This window comes from Nisaea sp., from assembly GCF_965216895.1.
Classification (GTDB): Bacteria; Pseudomonadota; Alphaproteobacteria; order Thalassobaculales; family Thalassobaculaceae; genus Nisaea.
Genome location: NZ_OZ244205.1, coordinates 677,842 through 697,838, shown reverse-complemented (window position 1 = coordinate 697,838; position 19,997 = coordinate 677,842). Strand labels below are relative to the sequence as shown.

The 19,997-nt window shown below is 61.9% G+C and carries 22 protein-coding genes; 2 read left to right on the top strand and 20 right to left on the bottom strand.

The genetic code is table 11. The features are described 5' to 3' along the window. Window positions 1-46: 46 nt before the first annotated feature. The 12 genes from ACOOE1_RS03320 to rpiB form a co-directional block, all read right to left on the bottom strand. A complete protein-coding gene (locus tag ACOOE1_RS03320) occupies window positions 47-2,143 on the bottom strand; it encodes a sodium-translocating pyrophosphatase (protein WP_420404921.1) in 2,097 nt (698 codons plus the stop codon). A 218-nt stretch (window positions 2,144-2,361) separates the two neighbouring features. Then, window positions 2,362-3,561 carry an MFS transporter gene (locus tag ACOOE1_RS03315; protein ID WP_420404920.1) on the bottom strand — a complete coding sequence of 400 codons (1,200 nt, stop codon included), beginning with the start codon at window positions 3,559-3,561 and terminating at the stop codon, window positions 2,362-2,364. 87 nt (window positions 3,562-3,648) lie between these two features. Further along, window positions 3,649-4,131, bottom strand: a complete 483-nt coding sequence (locus tag ACOOE1_RS03310; RefSeq protein ID WP_420404919.1) for a hypothetical protein — start codon at window positions 4,129-4,131, stop codon at window positions 3,649-3,651. A gap of 20 nt (window positions 4,132-4,151) precedes the next feature. Then, entirely contained in the window at window positions 4,152-5,141 is a 990-nt protein-coding gene (thiL, locus tag ACOOE1_RS03305) for a thiamine-phosphate kinase (protein ID WP_420404918.1), read from the bottom strand. Then, window positions 5,142-5,645 (bottom strand): transcription antitermination factor NusB, encoded by a 504-nt coding sequence (nusB, locus tag ACOOE1_RS03300; RefSeq protein WP_420404917.1) that lies wholly within the window; start codon window positions 5,643-5,645, stop codon window positions 5,142-5,144. Window positions 5,646-5,652: 7 nt separating this feature from the next. Further along, entirely contained in the window at window positions 5,653-6,090 is a 438-nt protein-coding gene (locus tag ACOOE1_RS03295; RefSeq protein WP_420404916.1) for a 6,7-dimethyl-8-ribityllumazine synthase, read from the bottom strand. Further along, on the bottom strand, window positions 6,090-7,256 hold the full coding sequence (gene ribB, locus ACOOE1_RS03290) for a 3,4-dihydroxy-2-butanone-4-phosphate synthase (protein ID WP_420404915.1): 1,167 nt from the start codon (window positions 7,254-7,256) through the stop codon (window positions 6,090-6,092). Before ribB ends, ACOOE1_RS03295 begins: the two co-directional genes overlap by 1 nt. Further along, window positions 7,240-7,851 (bottom strand): riboflavin synthase, encoded by a 612-nt coding sequence (locus ACOOE1_RS03285; RefSeq protein WP_420404914.1) that lies wholly within the window; start codon window positions 7,849-7,851, stop codon window positions 7,240-7,242. Before ACOOE1_RS03285 ends, ribB begins: the two co-directional genes overlap by 17 nt. Before the next feature lie 9 nt (window positions 7,852-7,860). Next, the gene (gene ribD, locus ACOOE1_RS03280; RefSeq protein WP_420404913.1) at window positions 7,861-8,961 is read right to left on the bottom strand and encodes a bifunctional diaminohydroxyphosphoribosylaminopyrimidine deaminase/5-amino-6-(5-phosphoribosylamino)uracil reductase RibD; all 1,101 of its coding nucleotides are present in this window, start codon (window positions 8,959-8,961) and stop codon (window positions 7,861-7,863) included. An 83-nt stretch (window positions 8,962-9,044) separates the two neighbouring features. After that, window positions 9,045-9,506, bottom strand: coding sequence for a transcriptional regulator NrdR (gene nrdR / locus ACOOE1_RS03275; protein ID WP_193180518.1), 462 nt, complete (start codon window positions 9,504-9,506; stop codon window positions 9,045-9,047). 56 nt (window positions 9,507-9,562) lie between these two features. Then, complete coding sequence (gene glyA, locus ACOOE1_RS03270; protein ID WP_420404912.1) at window positions 9,563-10,855, bottom strand: serine hydroxymethyltransferase; 1,293 nt, start codon at window positions 10,853-10,855, stop codon at window positions 9,563-9,565. 69 nt (window positions 10,856-10,924) lie between these two features. After that, window positions 10,925-11,374, bottom strand: coding sequence for a ribose 5-phosphate isomerase B (gene rpiB / locus ACOOE1_RS03265; protein ID WP_420406401.1), 450 nt, complete (start codon window positions 11,372-11,374; stop codon window positions 10,925-10,927). Between the two features lie 315 nt (window positions 11,375-11,689). On the opposite strand from rpiB, the gene ACOOE1_RS03260 reads away from it, so the two are divergent. After that, the gene (locus tag ACOOE1_RS03260; protein WP_420404911.1) at window positions 11,690-12,142 is read left to right on the top strand and encodes a MucR family transcriptional regulator; all 453 of its coding nucleotides are present in this window, start codon (window positions 11,690-11,692) and stop codon (window positions 12,140-12,142) included. Window positions 12,143-12,204: 62 nt separating this feature from the next. Here ACOOE1_RS03260 and ACOOE1_RS03255 read toward each other — a convergent pair whose 3' ends face one another. Further along, window positions 12,205-12,432 carry a DUF6898 family protein gene (locus tag ACOOE1_RS03255; protein ID WP_420404910.1) on the bottom strand — a complete coding sequence of 76 codons (228 nt, stop codon included), beginning with the start codon at window positions 12,430-12,432 and terminating at the stop codon, window positions 12,205-12,207. Window positions 12,433-12,566: 134 nt separating this feature from the next. Here ACOOE1_RS03255 and ACOOE1_RS03250 point away from each other — a divergent pair, with 134 nt between their 5' ends. Then, window positions 12,567-13,790, top strand: a complete 1,224-nt coding sequence (locus tag ACOOE1_RS03250) for an acyl-CoA dehydrogenase (RefSeq protein ID WP_420404909.1) — start codon at window positions 12,567-12,569, stop codon at window positions 13,788-13,790. A 54-nt stretch (window positions 13,791-13,844) separates the two neighbouring features. Here the strand turns inward: ACOOE1_RS03250 and ACOOE1_RS03245 are convergent, their stop codons facing one another. From ACOOE1_RS03245 to nuoN, 7 genes are all read right to left on the bottom strand, one after another. Continuing rightward, window positions 13,845-14,282 carry a hypothetical protein gene (locus ACOOE1_RS03245; RefSeq protein WP_420404908.1) on the bottom strand — a complete coding sequence of 146 codons (438 nt, stop codon included), beginning with the start codon at window positions 14,280-14,282 and terminating at the stop codon, window positions 13,845-13,847. Window positions 14,283-14,561: 279 nt separating this feature from the next. Next, the gene (locus tag ACOOE1_RS03240) at window positions 14,562-14,813 is read right to left on the bottom strand and encodes a DUF1467 family protein (RefSeq protein ID WP_420404907.1); all 252 of its coding nucleotides are present in this window, start codon (window positions 14,811-14,813) and stop codon (window positions 14,562-14,564) included. A gap of 9 nt (window positions 14,814-14,822) precedes the next feature. Next, window positions 14,823-15,227: a methylmalonyl-CoA epimerase gene (gene mce / locus ACOOE1_RS03235; protein WP_420404906.1), complete on the bottom strand. Its 405-nt coding sequence runs from the start codon at window positions 15,225-15,227 to the stop codon at window positions 14,823-14,825. Window positions 15,228-15,247: 20 nt separating this feature from the next. Continuing rightward, window positions 15,248-16,930, bottom strand: a complete 1,683-nt coding sequence (locus ACOOE1_RS03230; protein ID WP_420404905.1) for a ribonuclease J — start codon at window positions 16,928-16,930, stop codon at window positions 15,248-15,250. Further along, complete coding sequence (locus ACOOE1_RS03225; protein WP_420404904.1) at window positions 16,927-17,730, bottom strand: type III pantothenate kinase; 804 nt, start codon at window positions 17,728-17,730, stop codon at window positions 16,927-16,929. Before ACOOE1_RS03225 ends, ACOOE1_RS03230 begins: the two co-directional genes overlap by 4 nt. After that, the gene (locus ACOOE1_RS03220; RefSeq protein WP_420404903.1) at window positions 17,730-18,479 is read right to left on the bottom strand and encodes a biotin--[acetyl-CoA-carboxylase] ligase; all 750 of its coding nucleotides are present in this window, start codon (window positions 18,477-18,479) and stop codon (window positions 17,730-17,732) included. The genes ACOOE1_RS03225 and ACOOE1_RS03220 overlap by 1 nt, the downstream gene beginning before the upstream one ends. A 49-nt stretch (window positions 18,480-18,528) precedes the next feature. Further along, on the bottom strand, window positions 18,529-19,989 hold the full coding sequence (gene nuoN, locus ACOOE1_RS03215) for an NADH-quinone oxidoreductase subunit NuoN (RefSeq protein WP_420404902.1): 1,461 nt from the start codon (window positions 19,987-19,989) through the stop codon (window positions 18,529-18,531). Window positions 19,990-19,997: the final 8 nt, after the last annotated feature.

The window sequence follows — 19,997 nt, the reverse complement described above, 5'->3', positions numbered from 1 at the left end:
GCCCCGCTCGCGCGGGGCCTTTCCCTGCCGGGTCTGAAGCTCCCTATCAGGGGGCGAGCGCCGCCAGTAGCAGGAGCGCCACGATGTTGGCGATCTTGATCATCGGGTTGACCGCCGGGCCGGCGGTATCCTTGTAGGGATCGCCGACCGTATCGCCGGTCACCGCGGCCTTGTGGGCCTCGGAGCCCTTGCCGCCGTGATTGCCGTCCTCGATGTATTTCTTCGCATTGTCCCATGCGCCGCCACCGGCGGTCATCGAGATCGCGACGAAGATGCCGGTGACGATGGTCCCGAGCAGCATCGCGCCGACCGCGGTAAAACCCGCGCTCTGCCCGCCGATCAGGCTAATCACGAAATAGACCACGATCGGGGCCAGGACCGGCAACATCGACGGGACGATCATTTCCTTGATCGCCGCCTTGGTCAGCATGTCGACCGCGCGGCCATATTCCGGCTTCTCGGTGCCTTCCATGATGCCCGGACGCTCCCGGAACTGACGCCGCACTTCCTCGACGACCGCGCCGCCGGCACGACCCACGGCCTGCATTCCGAGGGCCCCGAAGAGATAAGGCAAGAGGCCGCCAATGAAGAGCCCGACCACCACATAGGGGTTCTGCAGCTCGAAATTGACGTCCAGTTCGGGGAAGTAGTGGGTCAGGTCTTCCGTGAACGCCGCGAACAGCACCAGCGCCGCCAGACCGGCCGAGCCGATGGCATAGCCCTTGGTCACCGCCTTGGTGGTGTTGCCAACCGCGTCCAGCGCGTCCGTGGTCTCGCGGACCGCCTCCGGCAGCTCCGCCATTTCCGCGATGCCGCCGGCATTGTCGGTTACCGGACCATAGGCGTCGAGCGCCACGACCATCCCGGCAAGCGCCAGCATCGTCGTCGCAGCAATCCCGATGCCGAACACGCCTGCCAGCAGATAGGCCCCGATGATGCCGCCGGAGATGATCAGCGCGGGCAGCGCCGTCGCCTCCATGGAAACCGCGAGGCCCTGGATCACGTTGGTGCCGTGGCCGGTCTCGGAAGACTTCGCGATCGAGCGCACCGGACGGAATTCCGTCGAGGTGTAATACTCGGTCACCCAGACGATGAGCCCGGTCACGACCAGACCGACCAGCGCACAGCCGAAGAGCGACGTTCCCGTTACCTCGAGGCCGTTCTTCATCGCCATCACCGTGTCCCAGCCGATCGCCTGGCTGACGACGCCGCCGATCAGGACCGCCGAAAGGACGGCGCTCACGATGAAGCCCTTGTAGAGCGCCTTCATGATCTTCTTGTCCGGTCCCAGCCGAACGAAGAAGGCGCCGACGACGGAAGCAAGAATGCAGACCGCGCCGATCAGCAGCGGGAAGGTCAGCATGAGAGCCGCCGCCTCGCCGGTGAAGAAGATCGCGGCCAGCAGCATGGTCGCCACCACGGTCACCGCATAGGTCTCGAAGAGGTCGGCCGCCATACCCGCGCAGTCACCGACATTGTCGCCGACATTGTCCGCGATCACGGCCGGGTTTCGGGGATCGTCCTCGGGGATACCGGCTTCGACCTTCCCCACGAGGTCGGCGCCGACATCGGCCCCCTTGGTGAAGATGCCGCCGCCGAGACGGGCGAAGATGGAGATCAGCGAGGCGCCGAAGCTGAGCGCGACGAGCGCTTCCAGAACATGGCGCATGCCGGCATCGGTGCTCGCGTCATACATCCCGATCAGAAGGGCGTAATAGCCCGCGACGCCGAGAAGGCCGAGACCGACCACCAGCATCCCTGTTATCGCACCGGACTTGAAGGCGATGTCGAGTGCCGGAACCATGCCGACGGTTGCCGCCTGCGTCGTGCGGACATTGGCCCGCACGGAAACGTGCATGCCGATATAGCCTGCCACGCCGGACAGAACCGCACCGATGACGAAGCCGATGGCGACCGTCATCCCGAGCGTGAACCCGAGAATGATCGCAACGGCGATACCGACCATGCCGATCGTTGTGTATTGGCGGTTGAGATACGCTGCTGCGCCTTCCTGAATCGCGCCTGCAATTTCCTGCATCCGCGCTGACCCGGCATCGGCGGCCAACACCGACCGTATCGCCCAAAGTCCGTAGAGCAAGGCCGCCACCCCACAAAGGATGACGAAAGCCAAAGTTCCGCTCATATCCGAAACCCTTCTATCTTCTGAACACGTTTCCTCGCCGCCGTGCCCGGTCTTGTCGCCGGGCTCCGGCTGGCATTTCAAATCGAAGGGTGAAAAAAGCAGACAGCGAAAAGAATTTTGCCGGTTTCCGCCCCACCACTCCAAGTGGGTTGAAACCTATCAAAAATCTGCCGCCTGTAAAGCGTATCTAACTGAATCCGCAATTACATTTACGGTCTTTATGCTGGGCTGCGCTGGCGCCACAAAGCCACGGCGATGACTGAGCCGGCGACCGCAAGGAGTGGTAAAACTCCATAGTTGACCGCGTTCCAGCCGAACGCATTGAGCAATGCGCCGGAAGCGAAGGAAGAGACGGTAACCGTTCCAAAGACTAGGAAATCGTTCAGTCCCTGTACCTTCGCCCGCTCTTCCGGGCTGTGGCATTCGGCGAGCAGCGACGTACCGCCGACGAACATGAAGTTCCAGCCGATTCCGAGCATCACGAGACCGAGCCAGAAGCGCTCGATCTCGAGCCCGCTGATGTTCACCGTGGCGGCACAGACGAGGATCACCGCCCCCGCCAGCATGACCTGCCGGACCCCGAATCGCTGGATCAGGGACCCGGTAAAGAAGGACGGCGCGTACATCGCCAGCACATGCCACTGGATGACGAAAGCGGCATCGCGGAACTCATAGCCGCATCCGACAATGGCAAGCGGCGTCGCGGTCATCACGAAGCTCATGACACCGTATCCGATCATTGCGCCGACAGCCGCGACGATGAATGTCGGCTGCCGCACGATCACCGACAGCGGGCGGATATTCGGGCTGTCCGGCGCATGACGCACCGGCGGGATCTGGACGAAATAGAGGAAAGCGAAGGAGAGTGCCTGAACACAGGCGACGACAACGAAGCACCCGGCATAGATCACCGGTGTGAACAGATCGTAAGACCATTTGGACAGCTCAGGTCCGGCGATTGCCGCGAACACCCCGCCGGCAAGAACCAGAGAGATCGCCTTGCTGCGGAAGGTCGCGCTGGCCGTGTCCGCAGCCGCGTGGCGATAGAACACCGCAAAGCCCTGGAAACAGCCAATCATCATTGAACCCGCGGTGAAAATCGCGAAGCTGCGTTCGAAGATTCCGTGATAGGCGAGCAGTGCGCCGAAAATTCCGATCGTGATCCCGACGGCGAAACCGCCGCGACGTCCGATCTTCCGCATCAGGAAGGACGCCGGCAGAGTCGTTGCCATCGTCGCCGTGAACTGAAGCGCGAGCGGGACCGTCGACCAGGCCGGATCCGACGCAAGCTGCTGGCCGACCAGCGCGGTCACCGTCATGTTCACCGACATACCCGTCATCGCAAGCGCCTGACAGATAGCCAGAAGTACGACATTGCGAACCGTCGGGTCGCGGCCTTCGATCGTGGAACTGGTCATGAGTAATCGCGGGTCAGTCGAAATGAGGACCGTCTGGTAGCACGCTTGCCGGGAACCCGCCAGTTCCGCAAGCGCGCCCGCGGGCGCTCAGCCCTGCAGCGGCCGCTCGAACACGTTCTGGAACAGGAGATCCACGACGACCCCCTTGCCGACGATTTCCTCGGTCTTCGCGAGAAGACGCTGCTTCAGGAAGGCCCGGTCACTGATCCCGGGTTTGATATCGAGGGAGGAAAGCGCATGCACATACGCGAGATAGGCATCAATGATGCGAACCTTTTCCCGGTTCACCAATTCGAAGTCCGCACCGGGCTCGACCTCGATAAAGATATGCAGAACCAGAAAGCGATCGACCTGGCCGTCGCGGAAGATCGGGATGCTTAGCGGCTCCAGATCGATGAGTTGGGTAACGGTCGGCCGTTCCTCGACTTCGTTCTCGTCTTCCGGCGGAACCTCCTGACCGAGCAGGGAAAGCACCTGCGGCGGGAGCAGCCCGGGCGCAAACATCGAGACGCCGAAAACGCCTCCGCCGACGAGCGCGAGCAGGACGACGAGGATGACAATGATCTTCATGTGCCCATTTAACCCGTGCGCTAGGCGTGGGTATAGCCCCGACGCTCAAGAATGAGCGGCTTGCCGTCCGCATCGAGCAGATCGACGCCGGTTCCGGCGCGGATCTCCCCAATCCGGGCCACCGGCACACCCACCTCCTCGGCCCGTACCATGACCTCTTCCCGCGCTTCCTTCGGCGCGGTGAAGAGCAATTCGTAATCGTCTCCGCTGGACAGCAGATCCTCGGGGTTGGCGAGCCCGTTCCGCACCGCAGCCGCCGCTGCCCGGGAAACCGGAACCGCGGATATGGAGATTTCCGCCGCGACGGCGGAACAGTCGGCGATATGACCAAGATCCTGCGCCAGCCCGTCCGAGACGTCGAGCGCCGAAGTGGCGACGCCCAGCAAGGCCCGCCCCAGCATCGGGCGCGGTTCCGGAACCTGATAACGGTCGATGAGAAAGCGCTCGGCCGCGTCGTCAAGACCGCTTATTTCTCCACGGAGGAATGCCAGCCCGAGCCCGGAATCGCCGATCGTCCCGGAGACGTAGATATCGTCGCCGGGGCGGGCACCACTGCGGAGCAGAGCCCGATCTTCCGGCAACCAGCCGAAAGCCGTGACGGAGATCGTGAGCGGTCCAGGGGTCGAAACCGTATCTCCGCCGAGCAGCCGCAGGCCGAAGGTAATGTGATCGCTGCGCTGACCGGTCACAAACCGCTCCAACCAGCCCTCTGCGTCCGCCATCCCGGACGTCAGGGCGAGGGTCGCGGTATAGCCGTAGGGCTCGGCCCCCATTGCCGCGAGATCAGAGATATTGACCCGGAGCGCCTTGCGCGCGATCCGGTCCGGAGAATCGCTTTCCAGAAAGTGAACTCCGGCAACCAGCGCGTCCGCGGTCACGGCCATCCGCATCCCAGCCGGCGGCGCTACGATCGCAGCGTCGTCGGCGAGTCCGAGGGCTTCGCCTTGTCCCTCCACGAGGGGCGCGAAATACCGCGCGATCCGTTCGAACTCGCCGAGGCGTTTCACCACTCAGGCGCTTTCGGAACCAAGAGCGGTGTCACCGGATTCGTCTTCACGAACTGTCCGCGCGATACGGTCAAGCACACCATTGATGAAACCGGGCTCTTTCTCCGCAAAGAAGGCGTGGGCCACGTCGACATACTCCGAAATCACGACCGCGGCCGGGATTTCGCCATGGGCCAGCAACTCATGCGCGCCGCATTGCAGGATGTTGCGCACGATGGTCTCCAGGCGGTCGAGCGCCCAGTCATCCGCCAGCGCGCCCGAAATAAGCTGGTCGACAGCCTCTAGATCTGCCGACACGCCAGCCACGAGCTTCTCGTAGAATACCGGGTCCGCCGGACCGAAGCTTTCGTCGTCGGCGCCTCCCTCGAGACGTAGCTCCTTGAATTCCGCGATCACGCGCGGCGCGGGGGTGCCGGTGATCGCCATCTGGTACAGCGTCTGCACCGCAGCGAGGCGCGCCGCGGTCCGGCGTTTGCGATCCGATGCCTTTTGGCTGGCTTTGCTCATCCTGCGCTCACTCGATTCCGAAACGGCTCTTGATCGCAGCCATTGCAAGCGCCGCCTCGGCAGCATCGCGGCCCTTGTTCTTCTGCGCGACCGACGCCCGCGCCCAAGCCTGTTCGCGGTTCTCTACAGTCAGGATTCCATTGCCGATGGCCAGCCCTTCCCAGAGCGCCAGATCCTGCAGGCCGCGCGCGCTCTCGCCACAGACATAGTCGTAATGTGTGGTTTCGCCCCGGATGACGCAGCCGAGGGCCACATATCCATCAAAGACCGGAGCATCGGTCCGCTGCGAGGCGAAAGAAATCGCCGCGGGAATCTCCAGCGCCCCAGGCACCTCGAGCCGCTCGAACTCTGCGCCGGCGCTCTCGAGCGCCGCCGACGCGCCCTTCACAAGCTCGTCGGCAATATCCTCGTAGAAGCGCGCCTCGACGATCAGAATGCGGCTCATCAGCCCGCTCCTTCAGTTTCTGTCTCTACGCCGCGCCGCTCCGCCACGGTCAATCCGTAGCCTTCGAGCCCGACAATGTTCCGGTCGTGGTTGCTCAGGAGAATCATGTCGCGGACGCCGAGATCGACGAGGATCTGCGCTCCAACGCCGTAATCCCTGAGTTCGTTCTCGCTGCCTTTGCCGTCGGCCTCGGCGCGCAATTTCCGGCGCACGCGGTCCGAAAGCGCTGTCGCGGAGGGCTCGCGGATCAGAACGACGACCCCGCGCCCCTCCTCGCCGATCTGCCGCATGGCGTTCTGCAGCTCGCCGCCGGCACGTGCGCCGGTACGGTCACCGAGGACATCTTCCATGATACTGAGCGCATGCATCCGCACCAGAACCGGATCCGCCGTGGTGATATCGCCCTTCACCAGCGCGACATGCTCGGCATAGGTGATCTTGTTTACATAGACGATCATCCGCCAGTCGCCGCCATGGGCACTGTCCAGCGTCGTCTCGACCGATCGCTGCACAACCGACTCCGTCCGCCGACGGTACTCGATCAGGTCGGCGATGGTCGCGACCTTGAGGCCGTGAAATTGCGCAAACTGCACAAGATCGGGCAGCCGTGCCATCGTTCCGTCGTCATTCATGATCTCGCAGATCACACCCGACGGATTGAGCCCTGCCATGCGGGCGATATCGACAACCGCCTCGGTATGGCCGGCACGCACAAGCGTGCCGCCGTCGCGCGCCATCAGCGGGAAGACGTGGCCCGGCGTCACGATATCGTCACGCGCAGCCTTGGGATCGATGGCCACCTGGATGGTTCGGGCGCGGTCATGCGCCGAGATCCCGGTAGTTACCCCTTCCCGCGCCTCGATCGAGACGGTGAAAGCGGTTTCGTGCCGTGTCCCGTTGTTGGCCGACATCAACGGCAATCCGAGCTTCTCGATCCGCTCGCGTTCCATCGAAAGGCAAATCAGGCCCCGGCCATGCTTGGCCATGAAGTTGATCGCTTCCGGCGTCGCCATCTGCGCCGGGATGCAGAGATCTCCCTCATTCTCCCGGTCCTCGTCGTCGACGAGGATGAACATGCGGCCCTGGCGTGCCTCCTCGACCACTTCCTCGATCGAGGAGAGCGCCGTGCGCAGGATATCGCCAAGCGATTCAGCCGTTTCGGTCATTCCGTATTTCCCGGACATCAATCAGGCGCGCAACATAGCGGGCAAGCATGTCGACTTCCATGTTCAATTGGTCGCCGGGCCTGCGATCGCCGAGGGTGGTCTCTTTCCAGGTATGCTCGATGATGTTCACGCCAAAGAATTCGGCGGAAACCTCGTTTACTGTCAATGAGATACCGTCGAGAGCAACGGAGCCTTTCTGCGCGACGAAAGCAGCAAGCTCCGGTGCGGGACGCAATGTAAGTCGATGGCTGTCGCCTTCGGGTGTGATAGAGACAATCTCCGCGAGGCCATCCACATGCCCGCTTACGATGTGACCGCCAAGCTCATCGCCGACCTTCAGTGCCCGCTCGAGATTGATCCGCGTCCCGTCTTTCCAGGAAGAAAGATTTGTCTTGGACAGGGTCTCTGCAGAGACGTCGGCGGCAAACCAGTCGCGGCCCTTCTCGACCACGGTCAGACAACAGCCGGAACAGGCGATCGAGGCGCCGATTGCGACATCCTCCATATCGAAGCCGGCCGATACCGTCATGCGCGTATCGCCGGCCTTTTCGATACGGTCGACCGTACCGATATGCGTGATGATTCCTGTGAACATGGGCGTAACCTAGTTTCGCGGGCGGTAGGTTTCCACCAGATCTTCGCCCACACTTCTGACATCACGCCGTTCGAAACGCGGCATGAATTCGAGCAGGTCGAGACCAAGGTCCCGCACCGCGCCGATCCCGTCCCCGCCAATGATGGCCGGCGCCCGGAACCAGACAAGTTCGTCGACCAGTTCTCGGCGCAGAAACGCCGTCGCGAGTTCGCCCCCGGATTCGACCATCAGCCGGGTAATCCCGCGTTCAGCCAGAAGTGCAAGCACTGCCTCGAGATCGAGCCGGTTGTCCGTGACCGGCATGTTTCCCGCCACCTCGACCCCGACCTCCTGCAAGGCAAGGGCCCGCGGATCGTCGGTCGATACCGCCGTGATCGCCAGGGTAGGCACCAGGCGCGCTGTTTCCGCAATCTCGCGGTCGGGCGTCAGCCGCAACCCGCCATCGAGAACGACCCGCAGCGGCGTACGCGCGGTGAGCCCCGGCAGACGGCAGGTCAGCGCCGGATCGTCCACGAGAACCGTACCGATGCCGGTAAGGATCGCATCGTGCGTCGCTCTGATCTGGTGCGAAACGGCGCGCGCCCCGGTTCCCGTGATCCACTGGCTACGTCCGTTCGTAAGAGCGACCTTGCCATCTAGAGAGGTCGCCAGTTTGAGGGTGACGGAGGGCCGGTTTTTGCGGATCCGGGTCAGAAAGCCGATATTGAGTTCTTCCGCCTCCGTCTCCAGGACGCCGGCAACGATTTCGATGCCGGCCGCCGCGAGCCTGCCGTGGCCCGCTCCGTCGACCCGCGGATCTGGATCCTTCAGTGCATAGACGACGCGGGCGACACCGGCAGCGACGAGCGCGTCTGCGCAGGGCGGCGAGGCGCCGTGATGCGCGCAGGGTTCGAGGGAAACGTAAACCGTCGCACCAGCCGCCGCAGCGCCGGCATCGGCGAGAGCGACCGCCTCAGCGTGCGGACGCCCACCTGTCTGCGTCCAGCCGCGCCCGACGATATCCCCGTTCTTGACGATGATGCAGCCTACGGAAGGGTTCGGAGCAACCCTGCCGAGCCCCCGGCGCGCGAGCGCGAGAGCATGACGCATGAATGAGGTATCAGACTGCATTGGCCTCCGTACCCGCCTTGCGGCGCCCCGAAGGGTGCCGTCTCAGTTTGCCGCCGGCCGCGGACCTCGGGCGACGAAGATGCTCAGTCGTCTCCGTCGTGGCTGATTTCCTCGACGAACTCTTCAAAGTCCTTGGCTTCGCGGAAGTTCTTATACACCGAGGCGAAACGGACATAGGCGACCTGATCGAGGTTCGCCAGCGACTCCATCACCATCTGCCCGATCACCTCGGACGGAATCTCCGCCTCTCCCATGCTTTCCAGACGGCGCACGATACTCGTCACCATCCGTTCGACACGCTCGGGATCGACCGGACGCTTGCGCATTGCGATCTGGATCGAGCGCACGAGCTTGTCGCGATCGAAAGGAGCACGCTTGCCGGTCTTCTTCACCACGGTCAGTTCGCGGAGTTGCACCCGCTCGAACGTCGTGAAACGGGCACCGCAAGCCGGGCAAAACCGGCGCCTCCGGATGGCGGCACTATCTTCCGTCGGACGAGAGTCCTTCACCTGGGTATCGGTGTGACCGCAGAACGGACAGCGCATCTTTTTCCCCCTTCAATCGACCTTAAAATGGCGGCCTCCCCAGACCGCCTCAGCGCTCAGTAGATCGGGAACCGCTCGCAAAGCACGCCGACCTTCGCGCGCACCTTGTCTTCGGTCAGTGAACTGTCTCCGGGATTCTGCGCGGCGGCGTCGAGAACGTCGCCGATCAGGTTCCCGATCTCCTGGAACTCCGCAACCCCGAAACCGCGGGTCGTCCCGGCCGGAGTCCCAAGCCGGACACCGGACGTGACCATCGGCTTCTCCGGATCGAACGGCACGCCGTTCTTGTTGCAGGTGATGCCGGAGCGCTCCAGGGCCTGCTCCGCGATATTCCCCGTCAGCCCCTTCGGCCGCAAATCGACCAGCACGACATGGGTGTCCGTACCGCCCGAGACGATATCGAGACCGCGCTCTTTCAAGACGTCGCAAAGCGCACGTGCATTCTCCACGACCTGCCGTGAATAGGCTTTGAAATCCGGCGTCAGCGCCTCGCCGAAGGACACCGCCTTGGCGGCGATCACGTGCATCAACGGACCGCCCTGCAGTCCCGGGAACACCGCTGAATTGATTTTCTTGCCGAGTTCCGGGTCGTTGGAAAGAATCATGCCGCCGCGCGGGCCGCGCAGGGTCTTGTGCGTCGTCGTGGTGACCACATGGGCGTGCGGCAGCGGGCTCGGATGGGCACCGCCGGCAACCAACCCCGCGAAATGCGCCATGTCGACATGGAAGTAAGCACCGACAGAGTCCGCGATCTCACGAAACTTCCCGAAATCGATCTCACGCGGATAGGCGGAACCGCCGGCGATGATCAGCTTCGGCTTGTGTTCCTCGGCCAATGCCCGAACCTGGTCGAAATCGATCCGTGCATCTTCCTTCCGAACGCCGTACTGCACAGCCTTGAACCACTTGCCGGACAGATTCGGCGGCGCACCGTGGGTCAGGTGACCGCCGGCCGCGAGCGAAAGCCCCATGACCGTGTCGCCCGGCTGCACCAGGGCAAGCATGACCGCCTGATTGGCCTGCGCGCCGGAATGCGGCTGCACGTTTGCGAAGCTGCAATCAAACAGCCTGCAGGCACGTTCGATCGCCAGTGCTTCCGCCTTGTCGACGAATTCGCAGCCGCCGTAGTACCTGCGTCCCGGATAGCCCTCGGCATATTTGTTCGTCAGAACTGAGCCTTGCGCCTCAAGAACGGCGCGGGACACGATGTTTTCCGACGCGATCAGTTCGATCTGATCCTTCTGACGGTGCAACTCCTCGGTGATAGCACCGAACAGATCCGGATCGCTCTCGGCAAGCGGCGTGGCGAAGAACGGATTGTCGGTCGTGTTGGTCTCAAAAGCGGACATGTCAGCTCCAGTTCTGGTCCGGCGATGCGATGGCCTACTCGGTCCGCCGCCGCGGCGCAAGCGCAAGGGTTACATGCTCTCGGTAAAGCCGAGCTTGTCGACCCGACGTTGATGCCGGCCGCCCGAAAATTCTGTTGCCAGAAAGACATCGACGCAGTCTTTCGCGACTTCCTCTCCGATCAGTCGAGCCCCGAGCGCGAGAACGTTCGCGTCGTTATGCTCCCGGCACAATCGGGCCGAGGTTATGTCGTGACAAAGTGCCGCGCGCACCCATTCATGCCGGTTCGCTGCAATGCTGATGCCGATCCCGGTGCCGCAAACAACGATCCCGCGCTTGCCCTTGCCGTCCCTCAAAGCCTTGGCCACGGCCGACCCGAAATCGGGATAATCGACCGAGTCCAGCCCGCTCGTACCGACATCGACCACGTCCCACCCGTGACCTTTGAGGTGGGCAGCCAATACTTGCTTTAGAGAATATCCGGCGTGATCCGATCCGATCACGATTGCGTTATTTGTCATTTCCCGTCCGGCCAAACGCTCTTTGTTGCGGCGAAACCACTATATACGCCACCCCGACTCCTTCGCACCACCATTTCCGCACTCATTCATCCTGCAACGCTCCCATAGAGCGACTTCTGCGCCTTAATATATTCACCGCCATATTTTGACCGTAAATTCCAAATAGTGGTACCGCTCAGAAATCAGCGAAAAAAGTGAGATTGATGTTCAGCATATGAAAAACGGAATGATGTTTATTTCTTGACAACTACTTCGACCGGGACAATGTTCCGCCCGTGAGATCATCATTCTACAGTTCATTATCGGATCGTAAAAATGACCGAAGAAACCCGCGAAGAAAATCTGGACTCCTCTGAACTACTGCGCATGACGACGGACGTCGTATCGGCCTATCTCGGAAATAACACCGTGGCCGCATCGCAGATTTCGGAGGTCATCAGCACTGTCCATGAGGCCCTGTCGCGTCTTAATACTGAAGTGAACGAGCCGGAAGCAGAACCGGCGAAACCGGCTGTCCCCATCCGGCGGTCGATTACCCCCGAATACATCGTGTGTCTCGAGGACGGCAAGCGCCTCAAGATGCTCAAGCGCCACCTTCGTACCACCTACAACATGACCCCTGAAGAGTACCGCGCAAAATGGGGTCTGCCTGCGGACTATCCCATGGTTGCGCCGAACTATGCCGCGCAGCGCTCGGAGTTCGCCAAGAAGATCGGACTCGGCCGAAATGCGGTGAAGCGCGGCGGTCGCAAGCGCAAAGCCGGTTAATTACTTCCAGTAATCAGAAGAACGCCGGGACGGAAATCTGCCCCGGCGTTTTTCATTGCTGGCTATACCAGTTTTCCGCGCCCGGTCGTAGATTTCGAGGGGCTGTTTTTCTCCAGCACATATTTGAGCTTCCGCAGCACCGTGTTCCGCAGAACAGACTCGCCGCTTGCAGGATTGCCGACTATGGAGACTTCGGTCATCGTTACCGGGTCAAAGGCGCTGACTTTCACGTAGCTGCCTGACGGCAGAAACTCGATTATCACGCCGCGTTCGTCTAGTTTGCGCGCCATCGCCTTGATCCCGCCGTTCAGCCGTCCGGAAAGACGAGCCAGAACGGCATCAATGCTTCAACGGAAATTTGAAGCTACATTGCTTCGGCGTATATACCTCATCCACTGAATTCAGCAACTTCGGGAGCCCCCCAATGTCCGTCCAAACCGCAGTCGGTACCGCGAAGGCGGCAAGTTCCCCTCGGCCGCAATTCGACTGGGAAGATCCTCTCCTCATCGAGCAGGAACTCACCGAAGAAGAGCGGATGATCCGCGACGCCGCCCGTGCCTATTGTCAGGACAAGCTGATGCCGCGGGTTCAGGAGGCCTTCCGGCACGAAGTATTCCATCGCGAGATCATGAATGAGATGGGCGAGCTCGGTTTCCTCGGCTGCACAATCGATGGCTACGGTTGCGCCGGCGTGAACCACGTTTGCTACGGACTGATCGCCCGCGAGGTCGAGCGCGTCGACAGCGGTTACCGCTCAGCGATGAGCGTGCAGTCCAGCCTCGTCATGCATCCGATCTATGCCTATGGCAGCGAGGAGCAGAAGCAGAAGTACCTGCCCAAGCTGGCGACCGGAGAATGGGTCGGCTGCTTCGGCCTGACCGAACCGGATCACGGATCCGACCCGGGAAGCATGGTCACCCGCGCCAAGAGCGTGCAGGGCGGCTATCTGCTCAAGGGTGCGAAGATGTGGATCACAAACTCGCCGATCGCCGACGTTTTCGTCGTCTGGGCGAAGACCGATGACGGACAGATCCGCGGCTTCATCCTCGAAAAGGGCATGAAAGGCCTCAGCGCGCCGAAGATCGAGGGCAAGTTCTCGCTCCGCGCTTCCATCACCGGCGAGATCGTCATGGACGATGTCGAGATTCCGGAAGAGAACATGCTTCCGAACGTCGCCGGCCTGAAAGGTCCATTCGGCTGCCTCAACAAAGCTCGCTTCGGGATTTCCTGGGGCGCCATCGGCGCCGCTGAATTCTGCTGGCACCAGGCGCGACAGTACACGCTCGAGCGCAAACAGTTCGGTCGTCCGCTCGCCGCCAACCAGCTGATCCAGAAAAAGCTGGCCGACATGCAGACCGAGATCACCCTCGGCCTGCATGGCAGCCTGCGCCTCGGACGGATGATGGACGAAGGGACCTGCGCGCCGGAATCCATTTCCCTGATGAAGCGCAACAATTGCGGCAAGTCGCTCGACATTGCCCGCGTCGCCCGCGACATGCATGGCGGCAACGGTGTCGCGGACGAGTACCATGTCATCCGACACGTCGTGAATCTGGAAGCAGTGAACACCTACGAAGGCACGCACGATGTGCATGCCTTGATCCTCGGCCGTGCCCAGACCGGTCTTCAGGCCTTCACCGGCGCCTGAGCCAGGACCACAGGAAGATCTTCGAAACGGCGGTACCTCTGGGTGCCGCCGTTTTTATTTCTTCATCTTGGCACAGGCCGCGGCGATGGCCGCCATCTGCGGATCTGTGAGCGGCTGCCCGTTATATTCCATCCGCCCCGATCCGATATCGTATTTCACCGTGCCAATTCCCGCCTCAGCAGACATTCCGTCGGGCAGCGTAAACAGGTCGGCCAATTCGAGAGTCAGAGGAATTGTGATCGATTTTGGCGCCTCGATGATCACCGAACCCGGCAGGTCCGCGCTCTTGACCGGATTGCCCCGAGCATCCACACCCGGCTTGTAGTCGACGTCGGCCGACGGCTGGTAGGCAACCACGCGCTGACAGTCGCGCTTGGAGACCTTTATGCCGGCCGGGTCGTCATCCGCGGCGGACGCAACTCCGGGGAGAGAGAACAGGAGAGTGGCCAACACTGCGCCGCCTGCGGTCTTCAACTTTCTGGAAAAGTACATTTTCTTATCTCCCGAAGCCCTGAGGCAGACCTTTGATAACAAAATCGCCGTGAGAATCGTTATCATTTAACCAAACTGCAAAAAATGGATGACGCCCCGGACAACATGGCATATGGTCGCGTCTCAATAATAAAAAACAAGTCCGAGCCGCGAATTTGGCCCGAGTTTAGGGAGGAAGCGAACCCTGGCGTTCAGCCGTCGGGGTCGAACCATAAAAAAAGAATTCGCCGGCAAGATCCTAAAGGATCTTGCCGTTTTTCTTTGGTTCAGAGGCTTCCGCTACCAGTTCCTGATCGCCTCGCGAAACGAGAACAGATCCGCACCAATCACATAATCGACCAATAGCGTACCGAGCAGCGCCGCCACGGTCGCGCCGGCGGCTTTCTTCCAGAGATGGGGGCGCCGCGGAGCACTCGCCGCATGCCCCTCTTCGGTATGATCCGGGACGCGCACGCCGATCGGCAGTGCCATCAGGAAGAACCACCACCAGAGCAGCAGAAAGACAACGATGACCGAAACCGGATCCTGCATGCTTTGTACTCAGGCCTGCTCGAGTTCGACGAGAGTTCCGGAGAAATCCTTCGGGTGCAGGAACAATACCGGTTTTCCGTGAGCGCCGGTCTTCGGCTCACCGTCCCCCAGCACCCGCGCGCCTTCCGCCTTCAGCCGGTCCCGTGCGGCCAGGATATCCTCGACCTCGTAACAGAGATGATGCATCCCGCCTGACGGGTTCTTCTCCAGAAACGCGGCGATCGGAGACGCGTCGCCGAACGGATGCAGAAGTTCGATCTTGGTATTCGGAAGCTCGACAAAGACAACCGTCACACCATGTTCCGGCAGATCTTCCGGCGCGCTGACCCTGGCGCCGAGGGCACCGCGATAGGTCGAACAGGCGGCCTCCAGATCCGGTACCGCAATGGCAACATGGTTCAAACGGCCGATCATGGCTCGCTCCTCTCTCCTGTTCAGACCCGCAGCACGTGCACCGTGGTCACGGGGCGCTTGCCGTATTCCGATCGTACCGCGCGGCGAACCGCACGGCGCACCGCCTCGCCAACCTCATCGTCATTGCCTCTGGCTTTCTTGCCGAGCGCTCCGACCGCTTCCCATATGAGATCGGACGCGCTATCGCTCAATGCGTCAATTTCGCCCTCGTCGGCAATCCCGTTGAAAGTCAGCAGCGGACCGCCGTGCAACCGGCCCTTCCCGTCGAGCAGCACGGTCACCGAGACCGACCCATTGAAGAGCATCTTCTTGCGGTCCCCGAACACACTCGATTCGAGCGGCCTCAACCGTCCGCCATCGACCGTGAGGGCACCGGTCGGCACCCAGCCGATGATCTCCGCAGCCCCCTCCTTCAGCCGGATCATGCTGCCATTCCCCGGTACGATCGCCTCCGGAACCTGACATTCGCGGGCGAGCCGCGCATGCGCCTCCAGGTGACGCGGGCTGCCATGAACGGGAACCGCGATCTGCGGTCGGATATACTGATACATCTCGACCAGTTCCTCCCGCGCCGGGTGCCCCGAGACATGGACGTGATGTTCGCGCTCCGTGACAACCTCGATCCCGCGGGCGACGAGCTTGCTCTGAATCCGTCCGATCGCCGCCTCGTTGCCCGGTATCTCGCGTGAGGAGAAAATAACGACGTCGCCGCGCTCCAGGACAATCTCCTGATGCGCATTGTCCGCGATCCGCGCCAGGGCAGCACGTGGCTCGCCCTGAGACCCGGTGCAGATCAACACCAGTTTGTCGCGTGGAATGAAACCGGCATCCTTCTCGGAAACAAACTCGGGAATGTCCCGCAGATAGCCGTTCTGCAGCGCCGCCTCGTACATCTTCCAGAGCGATCGCCCGACCAGGGCCACATGGCGTCCCGCGGCCTCCGCCGCCGCCGAAATCGTCGCCAGACGGCCGACATTGGAGGCGAAACAGGTGATCGCAATCCGGTGGGTATCGTATTTCCGGAACAGTTCGGCGAGCGAGTCCGTCAGGCTGGCTTCAGATCCGGAGCGTCCGGCATCGAGAACATTGGTCGAATCTCCGATCATCGCCAACACGCCGTCATCTCCAAGTGCGCGAAGCGCCTCGATGTCGCTTACCTCCCCGATGACCGGCTCCGGATCGAATTTCCAGTCTCCCGAATGCATCACCGTGCCGCCGCCGCAGCGGATGACCAGAGCGTTCGGTTCCGGAATCGAGTGCGTCAACGTGATGAGCTCGATCTCAAACGGGCCGATAACGAAATTCGCCGAGAGATCGATCTCGATCAATTCGACCTGCTCCAGAATTCCCTCGTCCGCCAGCTTGCGTCGGACCAGGGTGGAGGTGAAGGGCGTCGCGTATATCGGGCAGCGCAATTTCGGCCAGAGATACGGAATGGCGCCGATGTGATCCTCGTGCCCGTGGGTCACCACGAGCCCGACCAGGTCGTGCCGCCTCTGCTCGATGAATTCCGGGTCCGGAAGAATGATGTCGATCCCCGGCATGGTGTCGTCGCCGAAGGAAATCCCGAGATCGACCATCAACCACTTTCCACCATAATGGTAGAGGTTGAGGTTCATGCCGATCTCGTCGCTGCCGCCAAGCGGCAGGAAAATGAAATCGTCCTCGTCGATCTTCGGATCGGCCTTCTTCTTGGCGCTCATCGGGCTTTGTTCCGTTCGTGTATCAGAAGCAGGCCGCGCAATGTGATCTCCTCATCCACATGTTCGATTGCAGCGGTGCAATCGGCGAATATCGCCGCAAGCCCGCCGGTGCCGATAACCGTCATTTCCCTTCCGTATTCCTGCTTGATGCGCGAAACGAGCCCTTCGATCAGCCCGATATATCCCCAGAAGATCCCCGAATGCATGGCACTGATCGTCGATTTTCCGATAACCTTGACCGGATCGTTGCTCCCCTCTTCCGGCAGTTCCGGAGGGGTGATGGCAATCCGCGGCAATTGCGCCGCGGCGCGGTAGAGCGCATCGAGGGACATATTGATACCGGGTGCGATGATGCCGCCGGCATAGCCGCCGTCCGACTCGACCACGTCGAAGGTCGTCGCGGTTCCAAAATCGATCACGATCAGCGCGCCGTCATAGGCCGCGTGCGCGGCGATGGCATTCACCAGCCTGTCGGCGCCGACCTGTTCCGGACGATCGATCCGGATGTCGATGCCGAGATCGACGCCCCTCTTGCCGACGACCATCGGCTCGATCTTGAAATATTTCCGGCAAAGCGTTTCGAGATTGAACAGCACTTCGGGAACGACCGTGGCGATAACCACCTCCGTCACGTCCCGGAGCGCCATGCTCTCAAGAGCCATCAGCTGCGTCAGCCAGACGGCATATTCATCCGCCGTCCGCGCCACGTTGGTCGCGGTGCGCCAGGAACCGCGCCTTTTCGTTCCGGCAAAGACGGCGAAGACCGTGTTGGTGTTGCCGCAATCGATCGTCAGAAGCATCAGCTTTCCTCCGCCAGACGCACATCGCCGGCCGCGATTTTTTCCTGCCGACCGTCATCGAGACGAAGGATCATGGTTCCGTCGGCATCGATCCCTTCATAGCATCCCGATTTCCGTTCTGCGCCGCTTTCGACCATAACCCGTCGGCCGATCCAGCGCGCCCGCGCGATCCAGTCTGCGCGAACAGGCTCGAAACCATGCCGACGCCAGGTCTCATAGCGCGCCGCCAGGGTTTCCAGATATCGCTCCAGCAAGCTTTCGACGGTTAGAGGTACGGCCAGGTGATCCTGTAACCTTGTCGCCGGATAGCGTGTCTCGTCCGGGGCATGTCCGAGATTGAGCCCGACACCGAGAAGCGCAGCGTAATGTCCACCCCGGGGCAGCGTTTCCGTCAGGATCCCGGAGATCTTCGCCCCACCGAGAAGGACGTCGTTCGGCCATTTCAATCTTAGATCGGCCTCCGGCAGCAAACCGGAAACCGCATCATGGACCGCGAGCGAGGCGACGAAGGATAGTTCCTGCAGTCGGCCGAGAGGCAGTCCCGGATCCAGGACGGCGGTGGTGTAGAGATTGCCTTGCGGCGAAGACCAGGACCGTCCGAGCCGACCGCGGCCGGAACTCTGGCTCCGCGCCCAGACCAGGGTGCGATCCGGCGCCCCCGCCCGTGCAAGCCGCTCGGCTTCGTCACTGGTGCTGGTCACGGCATCGAAGCCATGGATCTCGAAACCGTGGCTCTGGCGTTCTTGCATCAAGTGACCCGGCCCTTTCGGGGGCGGTGCGTTCGTCCAGGCTTCCGGATCAACCGGCGAACAGCGCGGACGCGGCCGCCTTGGCGCTGCTCACGAGCGGTGCCGGAACGACGAAGAACAACAGCGTCACGGCGGCCATCACCGTCATGACGATCTTCAGATCGCCCGGAATGGATGTGTCGAGCGGCTCCTTGGCGTCGTCGAAATACATGATCTTGACGATGCGCAGGTAATAGAAGGCACCGATCACGCTGGCGAGCACGCCGAGCACCGCAAGGGTGATGAGCCCCGCCTCGACGGCGGCCATGAAGACGAACCATTTGCCGAAGAAACCGGCGAGCGGCGGGATGCCGGCCATTGAGAACATGAAGACCAGGATCATCGCCGCCATGCCCGGATGGGTCTTGGACAGCCCGGCGAGATCGTTGATGTCCTCGACCGCCTGTCCCTGCCGGCGCATCGCGAGAATGCAGGCAAAGGTACCGACATTCATGAAGAGATAGATCGCGAGATAGACCAGGATCCCGGCGGCGCCCGCCTCGTTCGCGGCGGCGAGGCCGACCAGCGCATAGCCCATATGGCCGATCGAGCTGTAGGCCATCAGGCGTTTGATGTTGCTCTGAACCAGCGCGCCGACAGCGCCTAGCGCCATGGACAGCACGGCGATCAGCGAGATGATCTGCTGCCATTCGCCGACCAGCGCGCCGAAGGGTTCAAGCAGGACGCGGAGGAAGAGAGCCAGTGCGGCGACCTTCGGCGCTACAGCGAAGAGCGCGGTGACCGGGGTCGGCGCCCCCTCGTAGACATCCGGGGTCCACATATGGAACGGCACGGCCGAGACCTTGAAGGCAAGACCGCAGATCACGAAGACCAGGCCGACGATCAGGCCAACCGACGGATCCGTGCCGGCGAGACCGGTAAAGACCCTGGCCAGTGCATCGAACTCTGTGGTGCCGGCGAAGCCGTAGACCATGGAGGCGCCGTAGAGCAGCATTCCCGAGGAAAGCGCACCGAGGACAAAATATTTGAGGCCCGCTTCGGTCGAGCGCAGCGTGTCGCGCCGGATCGAGGCAATAACATAGAGCGCGAGGCTCTGGGTCTCCAGTCCGACATAGAGCGCGATCATGTCGTTGGCCGAGACCATCATCAGCATGCCGACCGTCGACAGCACGATCAGCACTGGGTACTCGAACCGCTCGAAACTGTCCCGCCGGAAGGTGCTGCGCGACATGATGATCGCGAGGATCGAGCCTGCGAGAATCAGGATCTTGGCGAATTGGGCGAACGGTCCCGCGGCGAACATGCCAAAGAAAGCCGGCCTGGCATCCCCGCCATGGGAGACGACCAGCCCGCCGGCGACCAGCAACACGGCGACAGCGAGCCAGGAGGTTGTCTCCTGCGCCTTGCCGCTCTTGAAAACGCCAAACATGAGCAGCGCCATGGCTGCGGCCGCGAGGAAGATCTCGGCCGCCGCGGGGCTCATCACGGGAAGCGTGGTGATCGCATCCATGGGTCTAA

What these genes read in the sequence shown, in the direction of transcription:
- ACOOE1_RS03320 (WP_420404921.1), bottom strand. Translation starts at nt 2,143, where the DNA reads ATGAGCGGAACTTTGGCTTTCGTCATCCTTTGTGGGGTGGCGGCCTTG.
- ACOOE1_RS03315 (WP_420404920.1), bottom strand. Translation starts at nt 3,561, where the DNA reads ATGACCAGTTCCACGATCGAAGGCCGCGACCCGACGGTTCGCAATGTC.
- ACOOE1_RS03310 (WP_420404919.1), bottom strand. Translation starts at nt 4,131, where the DNA reads ATGAAGATCATTGTCATCCTCGTCGTCCTGCTCGCGCTCGTCGGCGGA.
- nusB (WP_420404917.1), bottom strand. Translation starts at nt 5,645, where the DNA reads ATGAGCAAAGCCAGCCAAAAGGCATCGGATCGCAAACGCCGGACCGCG.
- ACOOE1_RS03295 (WP_420404916.1), bottom strand. Translation starts at nt 6,090, where the DNA reads ATGAGCCGCATTCTGATCGTCGAGGCGCGCTTCTACGAGGATATTGCC.
- ribB (WP_420404915.1), bottom strand. Translation starts at nt 7,256, where the DNA reads ATGACCGAAACGGCTGAATCGCTTGGCGATATCCTGCGCACGGCGCTC.
- ACOOE1_RS03285 (WP_420404914.1), bottom strand. Translation starts at nt 7,851, where the DNA reads ATGTTCACAGGAATCATCACGCATATCGGTACGGTCGACCGTATCGAA.
- ribD (WP_420404913.1), bottom strand. Translation starts at nt 8,961, where the DNA reads ATGCAGTCTGATACCTCATTCATGCGTCATGCTCTCGCGCTCGCGCGC.
- nrdR (WP_193180518.1), bottom strand. Translation starts at nt 9,506, where the DNA reads ATGCGCTGTCCGTTCTGCGGTCACACCGATACCCAGGTGAAGGACTCT.
- glyA (WP_420404912.1), bottom strand. Translation starts at nt 10,855, where the DNA reads ATGTCCGCTTTTGAGACCAACACGACCGACAATCCGTTCTTCGCCACG.
- rpiB (WP_420406401.1), bottom strand. Translation starts at nt 11,374, where the DNA reads ATGACAAATAACGCAATCGTGATCGGATCGGATCACGCCGGATATTCT.
- ACOOE1_RS03260 (WP_420404911.1), top strand. Translation starts at nt 11,690, where the DNA reads ATGACCGAAGAAACCCGCGAAGAAAATCTGGACTCCTCTGAACTACTG.
- ACOOE1_RS03255 (WP_420404910.1), bottom strand. Translation starts at nt 12,432, where the DNA reads ATGGCGCGCAAACTAGACGAACGCGGCGTGATAATCGAGTTTCTGCCG.
- ACOOE1_RS03250 (WP_420404909.1), top strand. Translation starts at nt 12,567, where the DNA reads ATGTCCGTCCAAACCGCAGTCGGTACCGCGAAGGCGGCAAGTTCCCCT.
- ACOOE1_RS03245 (WP_420404908.1), bottom strand. Translation starts at nt 14,282, where the DNA reads ATGTACTTTTCCAGAAAGTTGAAGACCGCAGGCGGCGCAGTGTTGGCC.
- ACOOE1_RS03240 (WP_420404907.1), bottom strand. Translation starts at nt 14,813, where the DNA reads ATGCAGGATCCGGTTTCGGTCATCGTTGTCTTTCTGCTGCTCTGGTGG.
- mce (WP_420404906.1), bottom strand. Translation starts at nt 15,227, where the DNA reads ATGATCGGCCGTTTGAACCATGTTGCCATTGCGGTACCGGATCTGGAG.
- ACOOE1_RS03230 (WP_420404905.1), bottom strand. Translation starts at nt 16,930, where the DNA reads ATGAGCGCCAAGAAGAAGGCCGATCCGAAGATCGACGAGGACGATTTC.
- ACOOE1_RS03225 (WP_420404904.1), bottom strand. Translation starts at nt 17,730, where the DNA reads ATGCTTCTGACGATCGATTGCGGCAACACCAACACGGTCTTCGCCGTC.
- ACOOE1_RS03220 (WP_420404903.1), bottom strand. Translation starts at nt 18,479, where the DNA reads ATGCAAGAACGCCAGAGCCACGGTTTCGAGATCCATGGCTTCGATGCC.
- nuoN (WP_420404902.1), bottom strand. Translation starts at nt 19,989, where the DNA reads ATGGATGCGATCACCACGCTTCCCGTGATGAGCCCCGCGGCGGCCGAG.